At 29.2% G+C, this 20,991-nt stretch carries 21 protein-coding genes and 1 tRNA gene; 3 read left to right on the top strand and 19 right to left on the bottom strand.

Annotation, left to right across the window (positions count from 1 at the left end; all coding sequences use genetic code 11):
• Positions 1-80: 80 nt before the first annotated feature.
• The 5 genes from rsgA to BUA86_RS10715 are packed head-to-tail and all read right to left on the bottom strand — an operon-like array spanning position 81 to position 4,944.
• Entirely contained in the window at positions 81-998 is a 918-nt protein-coding gene (gene rsgA, locus BUA86_RS10735; RefSeq protein WP_072932575.1) for a ribosome small subunit-dependent GTPase A, read from the bottom strand.
• A gap of 6 nt (positions 999-1,004) precedes the next feature.
• Positions 1,005-2,084, bottom strand: coding sequence for a bifunctional 3-deoxy-7-phosphoheptulonate synthase/chorismate mutase type II (locus tag BUA86_RS10730; RefSeq protein ID WP_072932573.1), 1,080 nt, complete (start codon positions 2,082-2,084; stop codon positions 1,005-1,007).
• Positions 2,085-2,132: 48 nt separating this feature from the next.
• On the bottom strand, positions 2,133-2,984 hold the full coding sequence (locus BUA86_RS10725; protein ID WP_072932571.1) for a prephenate dehydrogenase: 852 nt from the start codon (positions 2,982-2,984) through the stop codon (positions 2,133-2,135).
• Entirely contained in the window at positions 2,981-4,126 is a 1,146-nt protein-coding gene (locus BUA86_RS10720; protein WP_072932569.1) for a pyridoxal phosphate-dependent aminotransferase, read from the bottom strand. The genes BUA86_RS10725 and BUA86_RS10720 overlap by 4 nt, the downstream gene beginning before the upstream one ends.
• Positions 4,123-4,944 carry a prephenate dehydratase gene (locus tag BUA86_RS10715; RefSeq protein WP_072932568.1) on the bottom strand — a complete coding sequence of 274 codons (822 nt, stop codon included), beginning with the start codon at positions 4,942-4,944 and terminating at the stop codon, positions 4,123-4,125. The genes BUA86_RS10720 and BUA86_RS10715 overlap by 4 nt, the downstream gene beginning before the upstream one ends.
• 246 nt (positions 4,945-5,190) lie before the next feature.
• Between BUA86_RS10715 and BUA86_RS10710 the strand changes: the two genes are divergently transcribed.
• On the top strand, positions 5,191-5,886 hold the full coding sequence (locus BUA86_RS10710) for an ABC transporter ATP-binding protein (RefSeq protein ID WP_072932566.1): 696 nt from the start codon (positions 5,191-5,193) through the stop codon (positions 5,884-5,886).
• 98 nt (positions 5,887-5,984) lie between these two features.
• Here BUA86_RS10710 and BUA86_RS10705 read toward each other — a convergent pair whose 3' ends face one another.
• From BUA86_RS10705 to BUA86_RS10665, 9 genes are all read right to left on the bottom strand, one after another.
• Entirely contained in the window at positions 5,985-7,043 is a 1,059-nt protein-coding gene (locus BUA86_RS10705) for a glutaminyl-peptide cyclotransferase (RefSeq protein WP_072932564.1), read from the bottom strand.
• A gap of 58 nt (positions 7,044-7,101) precedes the next feature.
• Positions 7,102-7,650, bottom strand: coding sequence for a crossover junction endodeoxyribonuclease RuvC (gene ruvC, locus BUA86_RS10700; RefSeq protein WP_072932562.1), 549 nt, complete (start codon positions 7,648-7,650; stop codon positions 7,102-7,104).
• A gap of 53 nt (positions 7,651-7,703) precedes the next feature.
• Positions 7,704-10,253 (bottom strand): phosphoenolpyruvate carboxylase, encoded by a 2,550-nt coding sequence (locus BUA86_RS10695; RefSeq protein ID WP_072932561.1) that lies wholly within the window; start codon positions 10,251-10,253, stop codon positions 7,704-7,706.
• A 184-nt stretch (positions 10,254-10,437) separates the two neighbouring features.
• Complete coding sequence (locus tag BUA86_RS10690; protein WP_072932559.1) at positions 10,438-12,648, bottom strand: NADP-dependent isocitrate dehydrogenase; 2,211 nt, start codon at positions 12,646-12,648, stop codon at positions 10,438-10,440.
• A gap of 358 nt (positions 12,649-13,006) precedes the next feature.
• Positions 13,007-13,861, bottom strand: coding sequence for an HNH endonuclease (locus BUA86_RS10685; protein ID WP_072932557.1), 855 nt, complete (start codon positions 13,859-13,861; stop codon positions 13,007-13,009).
• Complete coding sequence (locus BUA86_RS10680; RefSeq protein WP_083580352.1) at positions 13,858-15,348, bottom strand: AAA family ATPase; 1,491 nt, start codon at positions 15,346-15,348, stop codon at positions 13,858-13,860. Before BUA86_RS10680 ends, BUA86_RS10685 begins: the two co-directional genes overlap by 4 nt.
• A gap of 113 nt (positions 15,349-15,461) precedes the next feature.
• Positions 15,462-15,532, bottom strand: a tRNA-Cys gene (locus BUA86_RS10675).
• A gap of 52 nt (positions 15,533-15,584) precedes the next feature.
• Complete coding sequence (gene folB / locus BUA86_RS10670) at positions 15,585-15,941, bottom strand: dihydroneopterin aldolase (protein WP_072932556.1); 357 nt, start codon at positions 15,939-15,941, stop codon at positions 15,585-15,587.
• A 68-nt stretch (positions 15,942-16,009) separates the two neighbouring features.
• On the bottom strand, positions 16,010-16,612 hold the full coding sequence (locus tag BUA86_RS10665; protein ID WP_072932554.1) for a superoxide dismutase: 603 nt from the start codon (positions 16,610-16,612) through the stop codon (positions 16,010-16,012).
• A 136-nt stretch (positions 16,613-16,748) separates the two neighbouring features.
• Between BUA86_RS10665 and BUA86_RS10660 the strand changes: the two genes are divergently transcribed.
• Positions 16,749-17,954 (top strand): serine hydrolase domain-containing protein, encoded by a 1,206-nt coding sequence (locus tag BUA86_RS10660; RefSeq protein WP_072932552.1) that lies wholly within the window; start codon positions 16,749-16,751, stop codon positions 17,952-17,954.
• Positions 17,929-18,636 (top strand): 3'-5' exonuclease, encoded by a 708-nt coding sequence (locus tag BUA86_RS10655; protein ID WP_072932550.1) that lies wholly within the window; start codon positions 17,929-17,931, stop codon positions 18,634-18,636. Before BUA86_RS10660 ends, BUA86_RS10655 begins: the two co-directional genes overlap by 26 nt.
• An 86-nt stretch (positions 18,637-18,722) precedes the next feature.
• Here BUA86_RS10655 and BUA86_RS10650 read toward each other — a convergent pair whose 3' ends face one another.
• The 5 genes from BUA86_RS10650 to BUA86_RS10630 form a co-directional block, all read right to left on the bottom strand.
• On the bottom strand, positions 18,723-19,145 hold the full coding sequence (locus BUA86_RS10650; RefSeq protein ID WP_072932548.1) for a hypothetical protein: 423 nt from the start codon (positions 19,143-19,145) through the stop codon (positions 18,723-18,725).
• A gap of 9 nt (positions 19,146-19,154) precedes the next feature.
• On the bottom strand, positions 19,155-19,490 hold the full coding sequence (locus BUA86_RS16120) for a hypothetical protein (RefSeq protein ID WP_072932546.1): 336 nt from the start codon (positions 19,488-19,490) through the stop codon (positions 19,155-19,157).
• Between the two features lie 128 nt (positions 19,491-19,618).
• Complete coding sequence (locus BUA86_RS10640; protein ID WP_143147303.1) at positions 19,619-20,149, bottom strand: hypothetical protein; 531 nt, start codon at positions 20,147-20,149, stop codon at positions 19,619-19,621.
• Positions 20,150-20,243: 94 nt separating this feature from the next.
• Positions 20,244-20,438, bottom strand: a complete 195-nt coding sequence (locus tag BUA86_RS10635) for a DUF2283 domain-containing protein (RefSeq protein ID WP_072932543.1) — start codon at positions 20,436-20,438, stop codon at positions 20,244-20,246.
• Positions 20,439-20,448: 10 nt separating this feature from the next.
• Complete coding sequence (locus tag BUA86_RS10630) at positions 20,449-20,889, bottom strand: hypothetical protein (protein ID WP_072932541.1); 441 nt, start codon at positions 20,887-20,889, stop codon at positions 20,449-20,451.
• Between the last annotated feature and the right edge of the window lie 102 nt (positions 20,890-20,991).

Raw genomic sequence — 20,991 nt, 5'->3', positions numbered from 1 at the left:
CTTAATATGATATTTTTAGAGAATAAAAAAGGTCGAAAGAATATTCTTTCGACCTTTTAAGTTTATGTTATATAAGATAATTAATCTCGATAAATATCTTCTTCTAAAAAAGTTAGATAATTTTCATACCTAGAAATAGCAATCTCGTCATTATCTACAGCGTCACGAACAGCACATTTTGGTTCGTTAACATGAATGCAATTATCAAATTTACATTCAGATTTTAAAGCTAAAATCTCAGGGAAATATCCCTGTAATTCAGTTTTATCAATGTGTACTAAACCGAATTCTTTAATTCCAGGTGTATCTATAATAAAGCCACCAAATGGCCAAGGATACATTTGTGCAAATGTAGTTGTATGCTGTCCTTTACTATTAAAGTCAGAAACGACATGTGTTTTTAAATTTAAGTCAGGATTTAATGTATTTAATAAAGTAGATTTTCCAACACCAGAGTGCCCAGAAACTAAACTAACTTTATCTTTCATTAATTCTTTCACTAAATCTAAATTTAAACCAGTTTCAGCAGAGATATCTAAACTTTCGTAACCAATAGAATTATAAATTGATTTATAAATTTCTAGATCTGCTAATTCATCTTCTGTGTAAACATCCATTTTATTGAATAATAAAACAACAGGAATATGATAGGCTTCTGCAGTAATAAGAAAGCGGTCTATAAAACCAAAAGAAGTTTTTGGATTAGAAAGTGTAACCACTAAAAAGGCAATATCAATATTAGAAGCGATAATATGCGTTTTCTTAGATAAGTTTACAGATTTACGAATAATGTAATTCTTACGTTCGTGAATATTTGTAATTACGGCAGTATCATCTTTATCAATTTCAAAATCAACCTCATCACCAACCGCAATAGGATTGGTATGCTTGATATTTGCAATTCTAAATTTTCCTCTTATTCTTGCCTGAAAAGTTGAACCATCTTCTGTAAGAAGATGGTACCAACTACCAGTGGATTTTATAACAATTCCTTTCAATATAAATTATATTTTTTCTTCTTTCTTAACCATTATTTGGTTTTGTTGCGCAACAGACTCTTGGTGGATTGCTTGTAACAATTTATCTACAAAATCTTCTGATAATCCTAAAGAAACACCAGCTTTTATAGAGTTGTCTTTAATTTGCTTCCAACGGTCTGGTTGAAAAACAGCAACATTGTGCTCTTTTTTCAATTCTCCTATAGAATTAGCGACTTTCATTCTTTGTGAAATAGCATCTAAAATAGAGCTATCTAACTCATCAATTTGGTGACGTAAATGTTCAATTCCTGTTTTGTAGATTGAATCTTTATCATCTGATTGACGAATTTCTAAATCTTTTAATATTTCTAATAAACGAGCTGGCGTAACTTGTTGTGCAGCATCAGACCATGCTTCATCAGGATTATTATGAGTTTCAATCATTAATCCATTGTATTCGAAGTTGAATGCTTGTTGAGCAACATCAAATAAACCAGTTCTATTTCCACAAATGTGTGATGGATCACAAATAATAGGAACATTAGGTAATTTATTTTTAAAATCTAATGCAATTTGCCATTGCGGGTTGTTACGGTATTTTGTTTTCTTGTATGTAGAAAACCCTCTATGAATTGCTCCTAAATTTTTGATTCCTTGACCTTCTAAACGCTCTAAAGCTCCAATCCATAAATCTAAATCTGGATTAACAGGATTTTTAACTAAAACTGTTTTATCAGTACCACGTAAAGCTTCAGCAATTTCCTGAACTGTAAATGGATTTACTGTAGAACGAGCTCCAATCCATAATACATCAACATCATATTCTAAGGCTAATTTAGCATGATTTGCATTGGCAATTTCCGTTGCTATTTTCATACCAAATTCGTCTTTTACTTTCTTTAACCAGTTAAGACCAATTGCTCCAACACCTTCAAAACAATTTGGTTTTGTACGAGGTTTCCAAATTCCTGCACGAAATACTTGAACGTAATCTTTGTCCAAATCTTCGGCAATTGTCATCATTTGTTTTTCACTTTCTGCACTACAAGGTCCAGCGATGATCATTGGTTTGTCGTATTCTTTAATCCAATTATTATTTTCCATAACTCTACAAATTTAAGCTTTATCAATTATTATTTTAATAGTATTTTTTTATTTCTTGTTTAATATTCTGCGGATATCGTTTGTGTTCTCCAAATACCGATGAATTTCTTTTGAATTTTCTTCCTCAATCATGTTTCTTATTTTAGAAATTTGATCTTGGTAAGCATCAATCGCATTCAATAAATTTTCTTTGTTCTGTATAAAAATAGGTGTCCACATATCGGGCGAACTTTTCGCTAAACGAACAGTAGACTCAAAACCAGAACCTGCCATATCAAAAATTGCTTCTTCATTTTTTTCTTCTTCTAAAACTGTTTGTCCTAAGGCAAAAGAAGTAATATGCGATAAATGAGAAACGTAAGCAATATGTGCATCATGTGCTTTTGATGTCATTGTTTTAACATTCATCCAAAGTGATTGGTATATTTTTTTTACTTTTTTTACAGCTTCTTTATTACTTTTTTCAATGTCGCACAAAATGGCAACTTTATTTAAGAACAATTCTGCAAATGCTGCATTTGGACCAGAATTTTCTGTTCCTGCAATAGGATGTGTTGCAACAAATTGTTCACGTTTAGGATGATTGATAATCTTCTTACAAATTCCTGCTTTTGTAGATCCCATGTCCATTACAATTGTTTTATCGTCTATCTTATCTAAGATTTCTGGTAAAAGTGTTTGTATAATATTAATAGGAACAGCAATTACAATTAAATCTGATTGTTTTATCGCTTCATCTAAAGAAACTATTTCCTGAACAATTCCTAATGCTAATGCTTGTTTCTGATGTTCTTCATTTTGATCTACACCAATAATTTTTTCTGCTACACCAACTTTATTTAAAGCCATTGCAAAGGAACCTCCGATTAATCCTAAACCAATTACTGAAATTGTTTTCATGCTTCTAATCGTTTTTTTACTTCAATTAACTTCTCTAATGGAGCACATAATGAAAAGCGAATAAATCCTTTACCGTTGCTTCCGAAAATACTTCCTGGTGTAATAAAAATCTTTTTATCGTAAAGTATTTCATCTATAAATGTTTTATCATCTTTTTTATCATTTGGTAGTTTTGCCCATATGAACATTCCTACAGCTTCTCTATTGTATTTTACATTTAATAAGTCTGCTATTTCCCAAATAATCTTTCTTCTTTCAGCATAAATATTTGTCAATTCATCATACCAAGAGTTGTCCACTAGAAGTGCTTTTGTAGCAGCCTTCTGAATAGCAAAATTCATTCCCGAGTCCATATTTGACTTTACTTTTAATATAGAATTAATGAAATTTTCTTTTCCAATGACCATTCCTACTCGCCAACCAGCAATATTAAATGTTTTACTTAAAGAATTTAATTCTATACAAACCTCTTTTGCTCCGTCAATAGATAAAATACTCATTGGTTCATCGTTCAAAATAAAACTGTAAGGATTATCATTTACAATTAATATATTATGACGAGTTGCAAATTCAACTAATTTTCTAAGAACGTCTTTAGAAGCTTTTGCTCCTGTTGGCATATGAGGATAATTAATCCACATTATTTTTGGTTGTTGCTCTGCTAATTTCTCTAATTTCTCGAAATCTGGTAACCAATTATTTTCATCTTTTAAATCATAAAATAATGGTTCTGCTTGTACTAATTCTGTAACAGAAGAATAAGTTGGGTAACCAGGATTCGGAATAAGAACTTTATCTCCTTCATTTAAGAAAGCCATCGAAATGTGCATAATCCCTTCTTTAGAACCAATTAATGGTAAAATTTCTGTAGAAGGATTAGCCGAAACATTAAACTTATTTTGGTAAAATGTTGACATGGCTTCTCGCATTTCTGGAATTCCGCGATAACTTTGATAACCATTGATTCCACTTTGTGAAACATTTATCAATTCCTCAATAACTTCTGGATGAGGTTGTAAATCTGGACTTCCTATTCCTAATGAAATAATAGGAATCTCTGTTTTCATGTTCGCTATTTCTTGCAATTTTTTCGAGAAATAGTATTCCTGAACGCTTTGTAATCTTTGGGCTTCTGTTATCATTTTTTTCCCAGTTTGTATTCTCCTAGTATTTCTAAATCAGTTAATTTTCGAGCAATTTTTCCTAATAGCTCATAATATTGTTCTTTCTTTTCGAATGTGATATCGATATGAAATGAATATTCCCAAGGTTTGTCAATAATTGGAACAGATTGTATCTTTTCCATGTTAATTCCACAACTTGCAATTTGGTTTAATACATCTACTAAAGCACCAGAATGATGTGGAACAGAAAATCTCATAGAAACTTTATTAAAATCTTCGTAATCGTTATGGTTACGTTGCAAAACAAAGAATCTTGTAAAATTGTCTTTAAAAGTTTGAATGCTAGAAGCTAAAATATCTAATCCATAAACTTCTGCTGCTTTTCTTGATGCAATTGCTGCAACGTATGTTAAATCTTGGTCTACAATATCTTTTGCTGTTAAAGCAGTATCAATATCATTTACAATTTTCCAATCTGTGTGTTTCTCTAAGAATTTATCACATTGTAAAATTGCCATTTGATGCGAACGAACTTCTTTAATATCTTCAAGTGTTTGTCCTTCTTTTACCATCAATTGATGTTGAATTGATAAATAGATTTCTCCAACAATTTTTAAATCATATTTTGTTAGCAATGCATAGTTTGGTAAAATAGCTCCTGCAATTGTATTTTCTATAGCCATAACCGCTTGGTCAACTTTTCCTTTTGCAAGTGATTTTGCTAAAGTTTTAAACGTATCACACTCAATAATTTCTATGTCATTTCCTAAGTAATTATTTGCTGCTTCGTGATGATACGAACCTATGTAACCTTGTATTGCAACTCTTGTTTTCATATTTTATTTTGCAAAAAAAAAGTCCCACAAACGTGGGACTTTCTTTATATCTTAATATCATTCTTACAATCTATTACGACAACACAAGTCCCTGCTCTTTCGAATAATATCCAAAAAAGTAAAAGAAAAATGTGTTAAAATAATTGAATGTAGTCATTCTTGTTCTCTAATTATTTGACAAATCTAAAAAATATATTTTTAATAAAGCAAATCTTTTTCATTAATTTTATCAAAATTTTTCATCAAATGGGAATAATCATTAAAGATTTAACAAAAAAATACGGAGAACAATTAGCTTTAGATAAGGTTTCATTTTCTATAAAAAGTGGAGAAGTAGTTGGTTTATTAGGGCCGAATGGTGCTGGGAAATCAACATTAATGAAAAGTATTACTAATGCAATTAATCCTGATTCTGGAGATATTTTGGTGAATGATTTTAAGGTTTCTGATCAACCGATAGAAACGAAGAAAATGATTGGTTTTCTACAAGAAAATAATCCATTGTATATGGATATGTATGTAAAAGAATATTTAGAATTTGTAACAAGTATTCAGAAAGTAGAAAAATCTAAGATTGATGAGATTATAGAAAAAGTTGGGTTAACACCTGAAAAACATAAAAAAATAAATCAATTATCAAAAGGATATAAACAACGTGTTGGTTTAGCACAAGCAATCATTTCTAGTCCAGAAATTTTGATTTTAGATGAACCTACCAATGGTTTAGATCCGAATCAGATTATTGAGATTAGAGAAGTTATTAGAGAGATAGGTAAAGAAAAAACAGTTATTCTATCTACGCACATTATGCAAGAAGTAGAGGCTTTATGTTCACGTGTTATTTTATTGAATAAAGGTAGAATTATTGCAGATCAATCGATAGAAGAATTTAAAGGTCAATATAGAAGTTTAGAAGAAGCTTTTCATACATTGACTTTATAATAAATTTTTGATTTTTATACTCGTTATAAAAATAACAACATAAAAAAAGCTCCAATTTTAATTAAAAATTGGAGCTTTTGCTTTATAGTAAATAATGATTATTTCTTGATTTTAATTTCGAAAATCTTATCCCAAAGTTTACCAGTTACCAACATATTACCATTTTCTTTAAATGCAATTCCGTTGAATTCCTGTGCTTGTGGATTACCTTGTTTTGCTTTTAATTCTGCCATGTTAAACTCTGCTTTTACTGCACCAGTTTTAGGATCAATAACAACAATATTACTGTTATCAGCATGTCCAGATTTTAAATATACATTGGCATAAATTAATCCATCGTGATACTCAATTTCATTTAAATAGCTATACGGTTGTACACTATCAAAAGCCTGAACTGTTCTTAAATATTTTAAGTCCTTATCAAAAAAGTGAATACGTTGAGAACCTTCTGTTATAGCTAATTCATCTCCAATTTTAGTAATTCCCCAACCTTCTATAATTTGACTTGGCATTTCAAATTTCTGAACTTGATTAAAGTTTAAATCATATTTATAAACAACTCTATCTTGCCATGTTAATTGATAAATAAAACCGTCAAATTCTGTTATTCCTTCTCCAAAAACATCGTCTTTAATTTGGTATAATCTTGTTGGTTCTGTAGCACCAAGTTTATATTCTATTAAACGAGTTTTACCTTGTCTTAATCCAGTTCCTTCGAAAATATTACCATTTTTGTAATAAAAACCTTGTGTAAAATAATCTGGATTATGTGGATAAGAACCTACAATTTCGTACGACCATTGTGCTGCAGGCTCGTTAGCATATACAACAAATGTAAAATCGCGAGAATTTGTTTCTTCTTCTCCTTTAAAGAATTTTAAATTTACAGTGTGGTTTCCTAATCCAATTGTTTTTCCATCAATTGTAAAATTAGCAGGTACTTCTTGTTCGTCTACAGCAACTATAACTTTTGTAATTCCTTCTAAATCTGAAATTGGAATATCTATTTTGTCTCCAATTTTATATTTATTTTGCTCTATTTTAGATACAATTTCTGTAATAGCAGCATTTGTCTTTCCAGACGAGTCTTTACAAGAAGATAAAAATACAGCACTTAATGTGACACAAAATGATGCTGCAATTATATATTTTTTCATTTTTATATTTTGTTTTTGCGAATTAAATTCAATTACAAATATATTTTAAATAACGAATTTATTTTGTTCGATTCGGATTATTTTTAACAAAAGCATCCCATCCAGAATAAGAGCTAGATTGTCCTGCTGTCTTTCCCGAATTAAGATAATGGCAAACAGCAACAGCTAATCCATCTGTAGCGTCTAATCGTTTTGGAATTTCTTTTAATCCTAATAAATGTTGTAACATTCCGGCAACTTGTTCCTTAGAGGCATTTCCGTTTCCTGTAATTGCCATTTTAATTTTCTTTGGCGCATATTCTACAACAGGCATATCACGATGTAAACAAGCTGCGATACAAACACCTTGTGCACGTCCTAATTTTAACATGGATTGTACATTGACTCCAAAAAACTGAGACTCAATGGCTAATTCATCGGGATTATACTGATCTATAATGGCAAGTGTTTTCTCAAAAATCTTTTTCAACTTTGTTTGTTGATTGGGTAATTTATGCAACAATAACTCATCTAAAGTAATTAGACGAATTTTGTTGTTTTTTACTTCAATCAGCCCATAACCCATAACCAGTGTACCAGGATCTATTCCCAAAATAATCTTTTCCATCGCTGCGAAGGTATAAACATTCTTACAATATAAATTTAAAACAGGCTATAAGATTAAGCTGAATTTCTACTAGCATTAATATTTCCAAATAGAGAACGCATCACCATTTGTTCGTATAGTGCTTTAAACTCGCTATCGTGATGAATTTTATTTAAAGCAAATTGTTGAATTGTTAACAATGGCAACACAATTTTCTCTCGCATTTGTACAGAAGCCTTATTTAAAGGTTCATCTTGCATTAAAACTTCATAACCCGAAATTTCTAAACATAATTCTTTCGATAATTCGAATTCATCATGTAAAATGTTCCAAAATTCTCCATATTCGGCATCATCTTTCATATAAGAAGTTAATGGGAAATAGGTTTTAGACATCGACATCATACTATTTTGTATTAATGTTCTAAAGAAGCTAGAATGTTTAAATAAATCTTTTATTTCATCTAATTTTCCTTCTTTTTTAAACTCATTTATAGCAGTACCAACACCAAAATAACCAGGGATATTTTGTTTTAATTGACTCCATGAACCAACAAATGGAATGGCACGTAAATCATCAAACTCTAATTTTTTATCACCTCCTCGTTTACTCGGTCTACTTCCAATATTTGTTTTCCCATAATATTTTAATGTACTCATGTTTTCTAAGTACGGCATAAAAGAAGGATGAGCTTTTAAATCTTCATATTTTTTATAACTTATAGAAGCAAGTCTGTCTATAAGAATACGTTCGTCTGGCGCAATTTGACTTTCGCTTGTTGCAAAAACATCCGATATAATTCCAGCCGTATACAATTGCTCAAAATTATGTTTTGCTTGTGGCAAGGTTCCATAATTAGAAGTAATTGTTTGACCTTGAATTGTTATTTGCGTTTCATTATTTGCAATTGTTTTTCCTTGCGAAGCATAGAATTCGTGTGTTTTTCCTCCTCCACGTGCTGGTGGTCCTCCACGTCCATCAAAGAAGATAACATCTATTTGATTTTTAACAGAAACAGCAGTTAAAATTTCTTTTGTTCTATAAATTTCCCAATTTGCTTTTATATAACCACCATCTTTTGTTCCGTCAGAAAAACCTAACATAATAGATTGACGATCTTTTCGACGTTTTAAATGCTCAGCATAAATAGGTAAATTATACAATTTATTCATTGTTGCTTCTGCACCATCTAAACCTCTAATCGTTTCGAAAAGTGGCATTATATCAAACCTAATATCTTCATCTTTGTAACCACAGAATTTAAACAAAGCATACACATTTAACACATCAAAAATAGTTTCAGAATTAGAAATGATGTAACGGTTAACACCTAATTCTCCATTCTGTTCTTGAATATCTTTTAATTGATAAACATTTTTGATTGTATCAACAACAATTTCTTCTTCAAAATCTTCTGCTTTTACAGTAAATGATGGATTAGTTAATAATTCTATTTTTTCTGTCTCGCTTAAATCGTTTAAATCAATTCCTGTATATTTTTCTACAATTTGATTGATAACTTTTTGATGAATACGAGAATCTTGTCGAATATCTAACGAAGCAAAATGTAACCCGAAGATGTTAACTCGTGTGATAAAATCATCTAAAATATCTAAAAATATTCCGTTGTGTTTTTCAATTAAGATTGTACGTGTTTCTTGTAGTTTATCTTTTATCTGATCTATTGTAATTGGACCATCTTCGTTGAACATGTGTTCATAAAGCAAATCACTTAATTCTTTTAAAGGTTGTGTAACATGTTTAAATGTTAATCTTCTTTGAATGATCTTAAGATGCTTGTAATAATTCTTTATAATACTTGTTCTTAATAATCTTGCAACTTTCCATGTAATTTCTGATGTTACAAAAGGATTTCCGTCACGATCTCCTCCTGGCCAAAAACCTAATTGTATAACTGGAGATTGTAATGGATTACTTTCTGAAAAAAATAGTTGATTAACTTCTTCGTAAAGTTTACCTATTGTTTGATAATATACATTTCTCAAATAATAAATAATAGAACTTGCCTCATCGTAAGGAGTTGGTTTTTCATCATTAATAAATGGTGTTTTTCCTAATTGTTGTAACAACATATCAATTTTACTAACAGAATCTTGCTGAATAGCATCGCGTAAATCTTGAATAATCTGTTGAACATTTGTAGGATAAAACTGTGTTGGATGCGCTGTAAAAACAACTCGTGTTACAAAGTTTTCTATTTTCTTACGAACTTCTTCTGTTTTTCCTTGTGCTTGCGCAACGTGATAAATACTTTTTAAACTTCCTTTTCCATTCTCAGAATGTAAAGAAGAAAATGCTGCATCTTCTATACTATCAAACAAAACAACTTGACGTTCGATGTATTGTATCATACGAAACATTAAATCTATTTGTTCTTGCTCTGTTTGTAGTTCAGTATATTTTTCGAAAAAGTTAGTGATGATTTCATTAGGAGATTTACCTTCTGGTAAACCATTCTGACTTTCTTGATATAAAAATGGAATTAACGAACCAATGTTTTGCATCTTATCGTAAGGTAGGCTCATAAAGAGGCTATTGTATATATGGAACTTATTTTCCACTATTTGATGGAACTTCTGTTCTGATAGATTCTTACTTCTCATTATTAGTTGTGTTTTTTTCTCTTTTAAGTAAATTTAGGAAAAGTAATTTGGCAAAAAAAATATTGAGAGGATGTCTTTCAGCTTTTTATCGAGAAGTTAAGAGGTTATTAAGAAAACCATTAAACAAAAGAATCCCCGAAAATTCGGGGATTCTTTACTAAAATATTATTGTAATTATTAAGGCTTAGATAGCGTCAATAATAGAATTTAATGCTTTAGAAGGACGCATTGCAGCAGTTGTTTTTGCAAAATCTGCTTTGTAGTAACCACCAATTTCTTGTGGTTTTCCTTGCGCACCAATTAACTCTTGGTTAATTAATTCTTCGTTCTCTTGCATAGCTTTTGCTATAGGAGCAAATTTAGCAGATAACTCAGCATCTTTTGTTTGGTTAGCTAACGCTTCTGCCCAATACATAGCTAAGTAGAAATGAGAACCACGGTTATCAATAGTTCCTAATTTACGACCAGGAGATTTATCTGTTGCTAAGAATTTAGCATTTGCTTCATCTAATGCGTCAGCTAAAGTTTGTGCTTTAGCATTGTTTTGTGTTTGAGATAAATGCTCTAAAGAAGCTTGTAATGCTAAGAATTCTCCTAAAGAATCCCAACGTAAGTAACCTTCTTCAACAAATTGCTCTATGTGTTTTGGAGCAGATCCACCAGCACCAGTTTCAAATAAACCACCACCATTCATTAATGGAACAATAGATAACATTTTTGCAGAAGTTCCTAATTCTAAGATTGGGAATAAATCTGTTAAATAATCGCGTAAAACGTTTCCAGAAACAGAAATAGTATCTTTTCCTTCTCTTGCACGTTTTAAAGTTTCTGTCATTGCATCTTTCACATCCATAATACGGATATCTAATCCTGTAGTATCGTGATCAGCTAAATATTTTTCAACTTTTTTGATGATTTGTTGATCGTGAGCTCTTCCTTTATCTAACCAGAAAATAGCAGGAGTTTCAGATAATCTTGCTCTGTTTACAGCTAATTTAACCCAGTCTTGGATAGGAGCATCTTTTGTTTGAGACATTCTGAAAATATCAGAAGTTTCAACTTTTTGCTCTAATAAAACATTTCCGTTTACATCTTCTACTTTAATAGTACCGTTAGATGGAGCTTGGAAAGTTTTATCGTGAGAACCATATTCTTCAGCTTTTTGAGCCATTAATCCTACGTTAGGTACAGAACCCATTGTTGTTGGATCTAATGTTCCGTTTACTTTCATATCATCTACAACAGCTTCGTAGAAACCAGCATAAGAACGGTCTGGAATAATAGCTACAGTATCTTCTTCTGCACCATCTTTATTCCACATTTTACCTCCGTTTCTTACTAAAGCAGCCATAGAAGCATCAACAATAATATCAGAAGGAACGTGGAAATTAGTAATTCCTTTATCAGAATTAACCATTGCAACACGAGGTCCATTTGCTAAAGCAGTTTCAATAGCAGCTTTAATTTCTGACTCTAATGCGTTTCCTTTGATTTTTTCGAATAAATCTGCTAAACCATTGTTTGGATTAATATCTAAAGATTTAAATGTATCTGCATAAGTAGTGAAAACATCTTTAAAGAAAGTTTCTACAATAGCACCAAAGATAACTGGATCAGAGATCTTCATCATTGTTGCTTTTAAGTGTGCAGATAATAATACGTTTTTATCTTTAGCTTCTTGAATTGCTTCTTGAACGAAAGATCTTAATGAATTTAAATTCATTACAGAAGAATCAATTACTTCACCAGCTTTTAAACCAGCAGCAGCTTTTAATTCTTGTGTAGAACCATCTTCACCGTAAAATTTGATTGTATATTCTGTTGCATTTTCAACAGTTGTAGAATTTTCTGTTCCATAGAAATCACCACTTTTCATGTAAGCAACTTCTGTTTTGCTGTCTTTTGCCCAAGCACCCATTTTGTGAGGATTTGCTTTTGCATAGTTTTTAACAGCTTTTGGCGCACGACGGTCAGAATTTCCTTCACGTAAAACTGGGTTTACAGCAGAACCTAAAACTTTTCCGTATTTTGCTTTAATTAATTTTTCTTCTTCGTTTTTTGGTTCAGCAGGATAATTAGGAACTGCAAAACCTTGAGCTTGTAACTCAGCAATTGCTTCATCTAATTGAGGAGCAGAAGCTGAAATGTTTGGTAATTTAATGATATTAGCTTCTGGAGTTGTAGCTAATGCACCTAATTCTGCTAAAGCGTCAGGAATTCTTTGTTCTTCTTTTAAGAATTCAGGGAAGTTTGCTAAAATACGTCCAGCTAAAGAAATATCCGGAACTTCAATTGTAATGTTAGCAGTTTTTGTAAATCCTTGTACGATTGGCAAAAATGAATGAGTTGCCAACATCGGAGCTTCGTCCGTAAGTGTGTAATGAATTTTTGACATTATGTTTTAAATTTTTTGAGACTATTTTTATAATAGTCAATTAAAAAATACATTTTTTCAATTTTATTTGTAGAAATACTACAAACTTTGCAAATATACACTTTTTGAAAGATTTAAACCTGCCATAAGTCAATCAATTAGATGAAATAATTCCTGATTTTATATAAGTTTTAGAGAATTGTTCAAGTTGATAAAATATTAAAAGAAAATTGTTCAAGTTGACAAATTATAAGGTTTAAAATTATCAACCTGATGAGATGAAATTTTATAATTTTTTTTCTGAATAGAAGAATTTTTAGCAAAAAATAAAATTATTACAGTTAATTATGTTTCTGTAGTTTTAGATGTAATTTAAATATTATTTTAAATAATCATTTCCTTCACATCCATTTAAGAACCAATCATTAGTTGATAATTCTCTATACATTATAGTTTTCCAATGCATCAACCCCAATGCCGAAACACAACTAGCATATGAATCCTCTAAATCTTCTTTCAATAAATCTTTATTTTTATAAAACATATCCTTACTCTTTTCTCTAATACTATTCAGTTCATCATTCGCATTTAAAGAAAATAATTCATTGATATTATAATCATTAAAATGTCTTTGTGCTCTTTGGTATTTAACCTCATCCCATTCTTGAGGTTTTTCACTTATAACTTTATACTGAAAAAATAAAGAATCTGAAATCATCAATTCTGATTTAATCCAAATAACAGACTCTACATCATCAAAATAAGGATGAAAACTTTGTTCTTCAGCTTTACTTGGATAATTGTGTAATACTCCTTTATTACAATCTGTACAGCTAGGTACTAAATTCGAAGGAGTTAAAGCTAAATATGGATAATAAGATTTAGGCAGAAAATGATCTATAGTTTTTACAGTACCAATAGTACAATAAGGACATCTTTTTGTCATTATTAAAATTTCATCATATAATTTCCGAGCTCCAGAATTTTCTAACAAGAATCTATTCTCATAATAATTAATCATTAATTTTTTATTTATTACTACTTCTTCTTCATTATATCTTTCAATTTCGAATAATTTAACTTGATTTGCTTTTTCTATATATTCAGTTTCAAAATCTTTTAAATATTCAATATTAGCATTTAAAAGTTCTTTTTTAGCTTGCTGTTTGTAATCATTTATAATTAAATTTGCTACATCCTCAACATTAATAGGTAATATATTTAATTTCTTCATTGATTCTCTTTATCAAAAAAAAGACTTCTTAAAATCGATTTTCCTTCAAACCCAAGGTTATTATTTAAACTACCTAATGCTTGCTCATATGTTTCAAATTCATCAACAAGCTTTTTTAGTATTTTATAAAACCCTGATTTTGATATTTCTAAATCAAAAACAGATTTAGTCAAAACACTAATGTTTTCTCCAAAAGTTTCAAAATATGGTCTTTCAAATTTCATCATTTCACCTACTCTTGTATAAATGTAAACACAAGAAGCTGGCACTTCTTGTAAAATAACCGGTGAATGAGTAGTCATGATACAGACAGAATTTCTATTATTTAATAAATACGAAATTGCTCTTATATATGAAGATAATAATGGTGGATGTAAATGTGTTTCTGGTTCATCAAAAAATATCAATGTCTTTTCTTCTGACAATTGAACTAATTTAGTAATTGATAATAGAATTATTTTATGACCTGAACTTAATTTTGAAAATTTTTCTTCTAAGATTTCTTTATAAGAAGAAAAATCTCTCTCAGAAATATCTGATAGATTTAATTGACTAAATATTAAATCACTATTTAAAAACTCAATAACGTTAAACCATCGTTTAATTTTATTACTTCTAATTATATCATTTATACTTGTTATAAAATTTTCTTTAAATTGATTTTTGTTTGATTTAGAAGAATTTATACCTATGTAATTATATTTAATATGAAAAGATCCTTTTTTAGCCTCAAAATTATAATCATCAAATGCACTGAAATTAATACATATTACATTTGAAAAACTATCACTATCCGAAAGTTTATTAAATTTAAACTTCCCTAAAGATGAATCAGAATTTAAGGCACTGTTTATCATGTCATTAATTAAATATGATTTACCTACACCATTGCTACCAATTATCGTGTGAATATTTGTTGGAGGATTACTTGCAGCTTTAACATCAAAATCAATTTCACTTTGATTATTATAGTAGGAAAAATAGTAATCTGTTAATAATGCTCCTCCATTTGCAATTCTGTTGTATTGTATTTTAACAGTATTATATGTTATATCTCGGAATAATGAGACTCGAGTAACTTTTTCATTAAAAGCTTTTTCTAAAATGTTAGTATCATATGCAATATCATTTAAACTTGTAAGTATTTCATTTTTTAATTCATCATCAAGTTTATTAATATTTATATAATAATCTTCACTTACACCTAGAGAAAAATATGTATGATCTAAAGAATCAAATTGATCCTCAATTTTCAATTTTTTAGCATCTATTCCTTCTTCTTGTCCATAATATGCTATTCTAATCATTCCTAGTTCAATATTATTACCCTGATGATCAATGTAATTTGTATTGTAAACTGTATAAAAACCAAAATCATTCCAGTTGTCTGATGATAGTAAAACTTTATGAATTGTTCCAGATTGAACATCATTAAATTTATTTGTTACAATAAATTGCAGTTCTTCTTCTTCGATTTCAAATCCCATCAATAAGTGTTTTGATAGGTATAACGAGAATATTATGAAAATAATATTTACGAGGTAAATGTATGACAAGTATAAAAAAAACCTCAACGAAACTCGTTGAGGTTTTTTTTTTGAGGTTCCTAGCGGATTCGAACCGCTGTGGACGGTTTTGCAGACCGCTACCTAGCCTCTCGGTCAAGGAACCACTTCCATTGTTTTGGACTGCAAATATATTAATTTTTTTAGAAAAAAAAACTTTAATACGATTTTTCTAAAATAATACTCACTTTTTCTACATGCCCTCCAATAGGAGGATTCAGCTTAGATAATTTAACTTTTGCGAATTGAACAGTTGTAAGTTCTTGACCTATACGATCTAATATTCTTTTACAAACATGTTCTAATAATTTTGAACGGATACCAACTTCCTCTTTTACAATTTTATTTAAAGTAACATAATCTAATGCATCTATCAATTCATCCGATTCGCAAGCTTTTGTAAAATCTCCATGCGCTTCTAAATCGATTAAATAATCAGATCCAATACGAGCTTCTTCATCTAAACATCCGTGATTAGAATAGATTTTGATATTTTCTAAAATTATTATTCCCATGTGTCAAATATAAAAAAGACTTGCGTATTTCTACACAAGTCTTAAGAAGTTTAAATGGATAAACTTTATTATTTTGCAACAGCAAATCTTTCTGCTACTTTATCCCAGTTAATTACGCTAAAAAACGCCTCTATATAATCTGGACGACGGTTTTGGTAATTTAAATAATAAGCATGTTCCCAAACGTCTAATCCTAAGATAGGAAAACCTTGTACATCTGCAACTGGCATTAATGTAGAATCTTGGTTTGGAGTAGAAGTAACAACTACTTTACCATCTTTTACAATTAACCAAGCCCAACCTGATCCAAAACGTGTAGCAGCAGCTTTAGAAAACTCGTCCTTAAAAGCATCAAAAGAACCATAAGCAGCATCAATTGCTTCTGCAACTTCTGCAGTTGGTTTGTTGCTTCCACCTGGAGTTAAAATTTCCCAAAATAAATTGTGATTATAAAAACCTCCACCATTATTACGTACAGCTGGTTTGTCAGTTCCTTTAGCTAAAATTTCTTCGATTGTAGCATTTTCTAAATCTGTTCCTTCAATGGCAGCATTTAAATTGTTTGTATAGGCAGCATGATGCTTATCGTGGTGAATTTCCATCGTTTTTGCATCAATATGAGGTTCTAATGCATCAAATGCATAAGGTAATTTTGATAATTCAAAAGCCATAATATTATAATTTTTTTAGATTTATTTATGTTATAAATATACGTATAACTCAACAAAAACAAGTCCGAAACAATAGTTTTTTGAAATTATTTAATAGTAAAAGCTTATTTTAGTAACAGATTCAAATTTTTAACCAATGAAAATACTTTGGAAAATTATAAAATGGATAGTTATCGTAATTTGCGTACTTATTCTAATTCTTTATGCAACAGGTAATAGCTATATTTTTAGAGGCATAAAGTTAACTTATCTTAAAGGAGAACAAACCGCAAACATTGATGATTACAGAGATTTTGATAACAATGTAATTATGGCAGGAGCTCCTAGAGTTTGGCAACAACATTTAGATTATAATCAATTTCCATTGTCTCCAAAATTTGAAAAAGAGATGAAAGATTTCGGAACTGCTGGTTTAGTTATTATTAAAGACCATCAGTTATTAAGTGAATATTATTTTAATGGATATGCACAGAACGATATTACGAATTCCTTTTCTATGGCAAAAACTTTTACAACCATGATGCTTGGAAAAGCTATAGAGCAAGGTTATATTAAAAGTTTAGATCAGAAAATAACAGATTTCATTCCAGAATTTAAAGACGATAAATTTGGCGCACTGTGTACGATTGGCGATTTATCTGCAATGACATCTGGATATGATTGGAGTGAGGAATATTATTTTCCATTAAACCCAACGGCAAAGGCATATTATGGAGATGATGTTGTAAAACAACTGTTAGATAGAAAGTTTGTTTCAAAACCAGGAGGTCATTTCAAGTATCAATCAAGTGACACGCAATTGTTAGGAATTGTTATAGAAAGAGCATTAAAAAATAAGTCCTTATCACAATATTTTCAAGAAGAGTTTTGGCAACCAATGGGAATGGAAATGGATGCACAATGGTCGAAAGATAATCCCAAAGGAATGGAAAAAACGTATTGTTGTTTTAATGCTACTGTTAGAGATTATGCAAAATTAGGACAATTATTATTAAATGATGGAAATTGGTTTGGAAAGCAAGTTTTAGATAGTGCATTTGTTAAGAAAATGATTACTCCAAACAAAAAAGCATTTAATGCTAACGAATCACAAATTTATGGTTATTCTGTTTGGATGGATTATGATTATAAAACTCCTTTTTATGCTATGCTAGGACATCTTGGACAACGAATAATTGTTGTTCCAAAAGAAAAATTAGTAATTGTTAGAACAGGAAAAACGCATAACGATATGCCTGATAACCTTCCTATTGAAGATGGGGATGTTTATCGTTTGGTAGACGAAGCTATGCGTATCAATGATAAAGTGAAAGAGAATGATTCAACGAATACCATACAATAAGATTTTATTTTTAGATATAGAAACCGTTCCTCAGACAGACGATTGGGACCTTTTATCTGATAGAACAAAAGTATTATGGGAAAAGAAAACAGCTTTTCAGCGTAATAATAATGATATTTCTCCTGAAGAATTTTATCATGAGAGAGCTGGTATTTTAGCTGAATTTGGTAAAATAGTTTGCATATCGGTTGGTGTCGTTGTAAAAGATTCTTTTTTACATATTAAAAGTTTTTATGGACACGAAGAAAAAAAGATATTAGAAGATTTTAATCAATTATTAGTAGAGAGTTTCTTTAAACCAGATCATATTTTGTGTGCGCACAATGGGAAAGAGTTTGACTTTCCTTATATCGCCCGTCGAATGCTGATTCATCAGATTGAGATTCCAGCAATTTTACAATTATTTGGTAAAAAGCCTTGGGAAATACAACATCTTGATACAATGGAATTATGGAAATTTGGGGATTATAAAAATTTTACCTCACTAGATTTATTAGCCAATATTTTCGAGATTCCTACACCTAAAGATGATATTGATGGCTCTCGAGTTGCACATGTTTATTACAATGAAAATAATCTTGAACGAATAAAAGATTACTGCGAAAAAGATGTCGTAACACTTATTAATGTCTTTAGAAAAATGAGATACGATAATTCTTTGCAGAGGAGGGAAGATGATTAGAAATATAAACAATCTTATAACACAAAAGGATAGACAATTGTCTATCCTTTTATGTATTTAATATGTGATTAATTTTTACATTACTTCTAATAATTCTCTAAAAACTTTTTAATTTCATTTTTATCTATTGGAATAGGAGGTTGTACCCAACCTTCATCAGGAGCTTTTGTTATACTATCTGGAACAAATATAAAAGGTATTAACATTGAATTTTTTGGATTACCTTTTTCAAATATGACAAAATAACGTTTACCGACAAAAAGATTGTTTGAAGAAGATTCTCCTATACCTCTTTCAAATTTTTCGCCTAAGAATGTAAATTCATATTTATAACTATCTTCTTTCCTATTGTAATGTTTTATACCTGTAATTTTAGATATACTATATACAGGTTTTTCTATAATTTTTAAAAAAATTTTCTGTTGCTTTATATAGAAAAAAATAACTAAAAGTGTAAATATAATTATGCCTAAAAAATATTGCTGTGTCTGAGATATTTTAAATTTCATTTTTTATCATTAAAATTCATCATTAAATTGAGTAATCATAAGTTCTGGTTTTTCCGTGGAATATTTTACAATAATACTATCTCCTTCACTTACATTGTCTTCTGCGTTAATTCCATCAGATTCTATATAAGATTTACCATTTACTATATACTTTACATTAATAGAACGACTTTTATAAACTGTTTTCTTAATGACTATACCTTTAGTATAACCAAATGAATTATTGATTAGTTTGATGTCTTCTTTTCTTGAAACTCTTAAATAATAAGCTATTAATGAAATTACTAGTACTAGAGATAAAGTAAATATGACACCTATAATAGTATCTTTCTTGTTTTTTTGCATAAAAATCAATTAAAAATTAAAATCTTCTCTTTTATTTCTTTTTTCATTACTTAATAACATTGTGCTCGCGCTAGTTGAGGGAGATGTTAATTTATTTTTAAAAAAAACTCTTCATTATGAATTACTTATTATTTATTAGATAAACTTAATGTTTTCATTAACATATGATAGTATAGTTTCGAATCTATCGGAATAGGATTTATTATAGTCGTTAATTTAGATTCTCCGTATAATTTACCCTCTTTATCTTTGAAATAAAAATATGTAGGGTTTCCGTTAGATATTTCATAACCATCATTGTAAAATTCAGCGTTTAAATCTGTAAATTCTTTACGGTACAATTCTTTGTTAAATGCGTTAACTAAAAAATCTTTGGGATTTTCTATAAGACAACTTTCTAAATATTCTAACTGATTCTTAGAATCAAGAATTGCAAAATATTCATATAATTCACCCAGGTTTTTCACTATTGAATAATACCATTTATCGTTTATTGAAAAAAGTAAAATTGGTTTATCCTTTAAAGCATTTTTCAAGTTTGCGCTTTCGGTAACATAAGTCGCCTTCTTTCGGCTTATATTTTCTAATGATTGTTTTGATTCAAAAAAAGTAAAACTTGAAAGTAATAAGGATATGTATAATAATAAAATAGTTTTCATAGCCATTGTATTAGGTATTCTTTAATATTATCTTTTTTAAATATGTTTTATGAAACAAAATACTAAAAATAATAATCAATAGAAGTTATAAAACCTATTTTAAAATTTCAATTCCTATTAATGTACCATCTTTATTAAAATCAAAATAAATAGATGGTCCAATGTAATTTTTAATTAATGATGCTATGTCTACATTTTTATCTACAATTTCATAAGTAACTTTTTTAGGATGTTCTTTCAATTGAATATAAATAGCTTCATCATTTTCTTTTATAATAATATTTTCCATTAATTTTTATTTAATATTTCTCTTCTAAATATTTGATAATTTCGCTATCAGTGATATTATTCATAGGAGGTTTACTCCATCCGTTATAAGGCTCTTTTATAGAGTCATCTATAAAATATGGTAAGAGTATATTTATGTTAGTGTTAGGATTATAAACAACTAAAACTCTATCTCCAATAGAATATTTATTAATATTAATTGAAGACTTTCCTTCAAGAGTTTTACCAGAGTATGAAATAATGTATTTTACAGATTTTGTTGTTTTTGTTCTTGAAAAACCAGAAATAATACCTACAGTATATAATCTTTTCTCTTTAATGTTATTTAGTCCGTTACGATTGCTATAAAAAATAATAATAGAAAAAAAAATAATAATTAATATTATTCCGAGCCAATATATTAAATCTTCTTTAATATTATCTTTCATTAATTTAGATAAGAATTTGTTCATTATCCTTTTTTAATATGTTTTGTAAAATACATTACTAAGAATAATAATGTATAATAAATTGGATTTATAAAATCTATCTTAAAATTCTCATTAAAAATAAAA

It is taken from the genome of Chishuiella changwenlii (assembly GCF_900142565.1).
Lineage (GTDB): Bacteria > Bacteroidota > Bacteroidia > Flavobacteriales > Weeksellaceae > Empedobacter > Empedobacter changwenlii.
The sequence above is the reverse complement of the archived record's forward strand: the minus strand, read 5'-3'. Positions and strand labels throughout refer to the sequence as shown.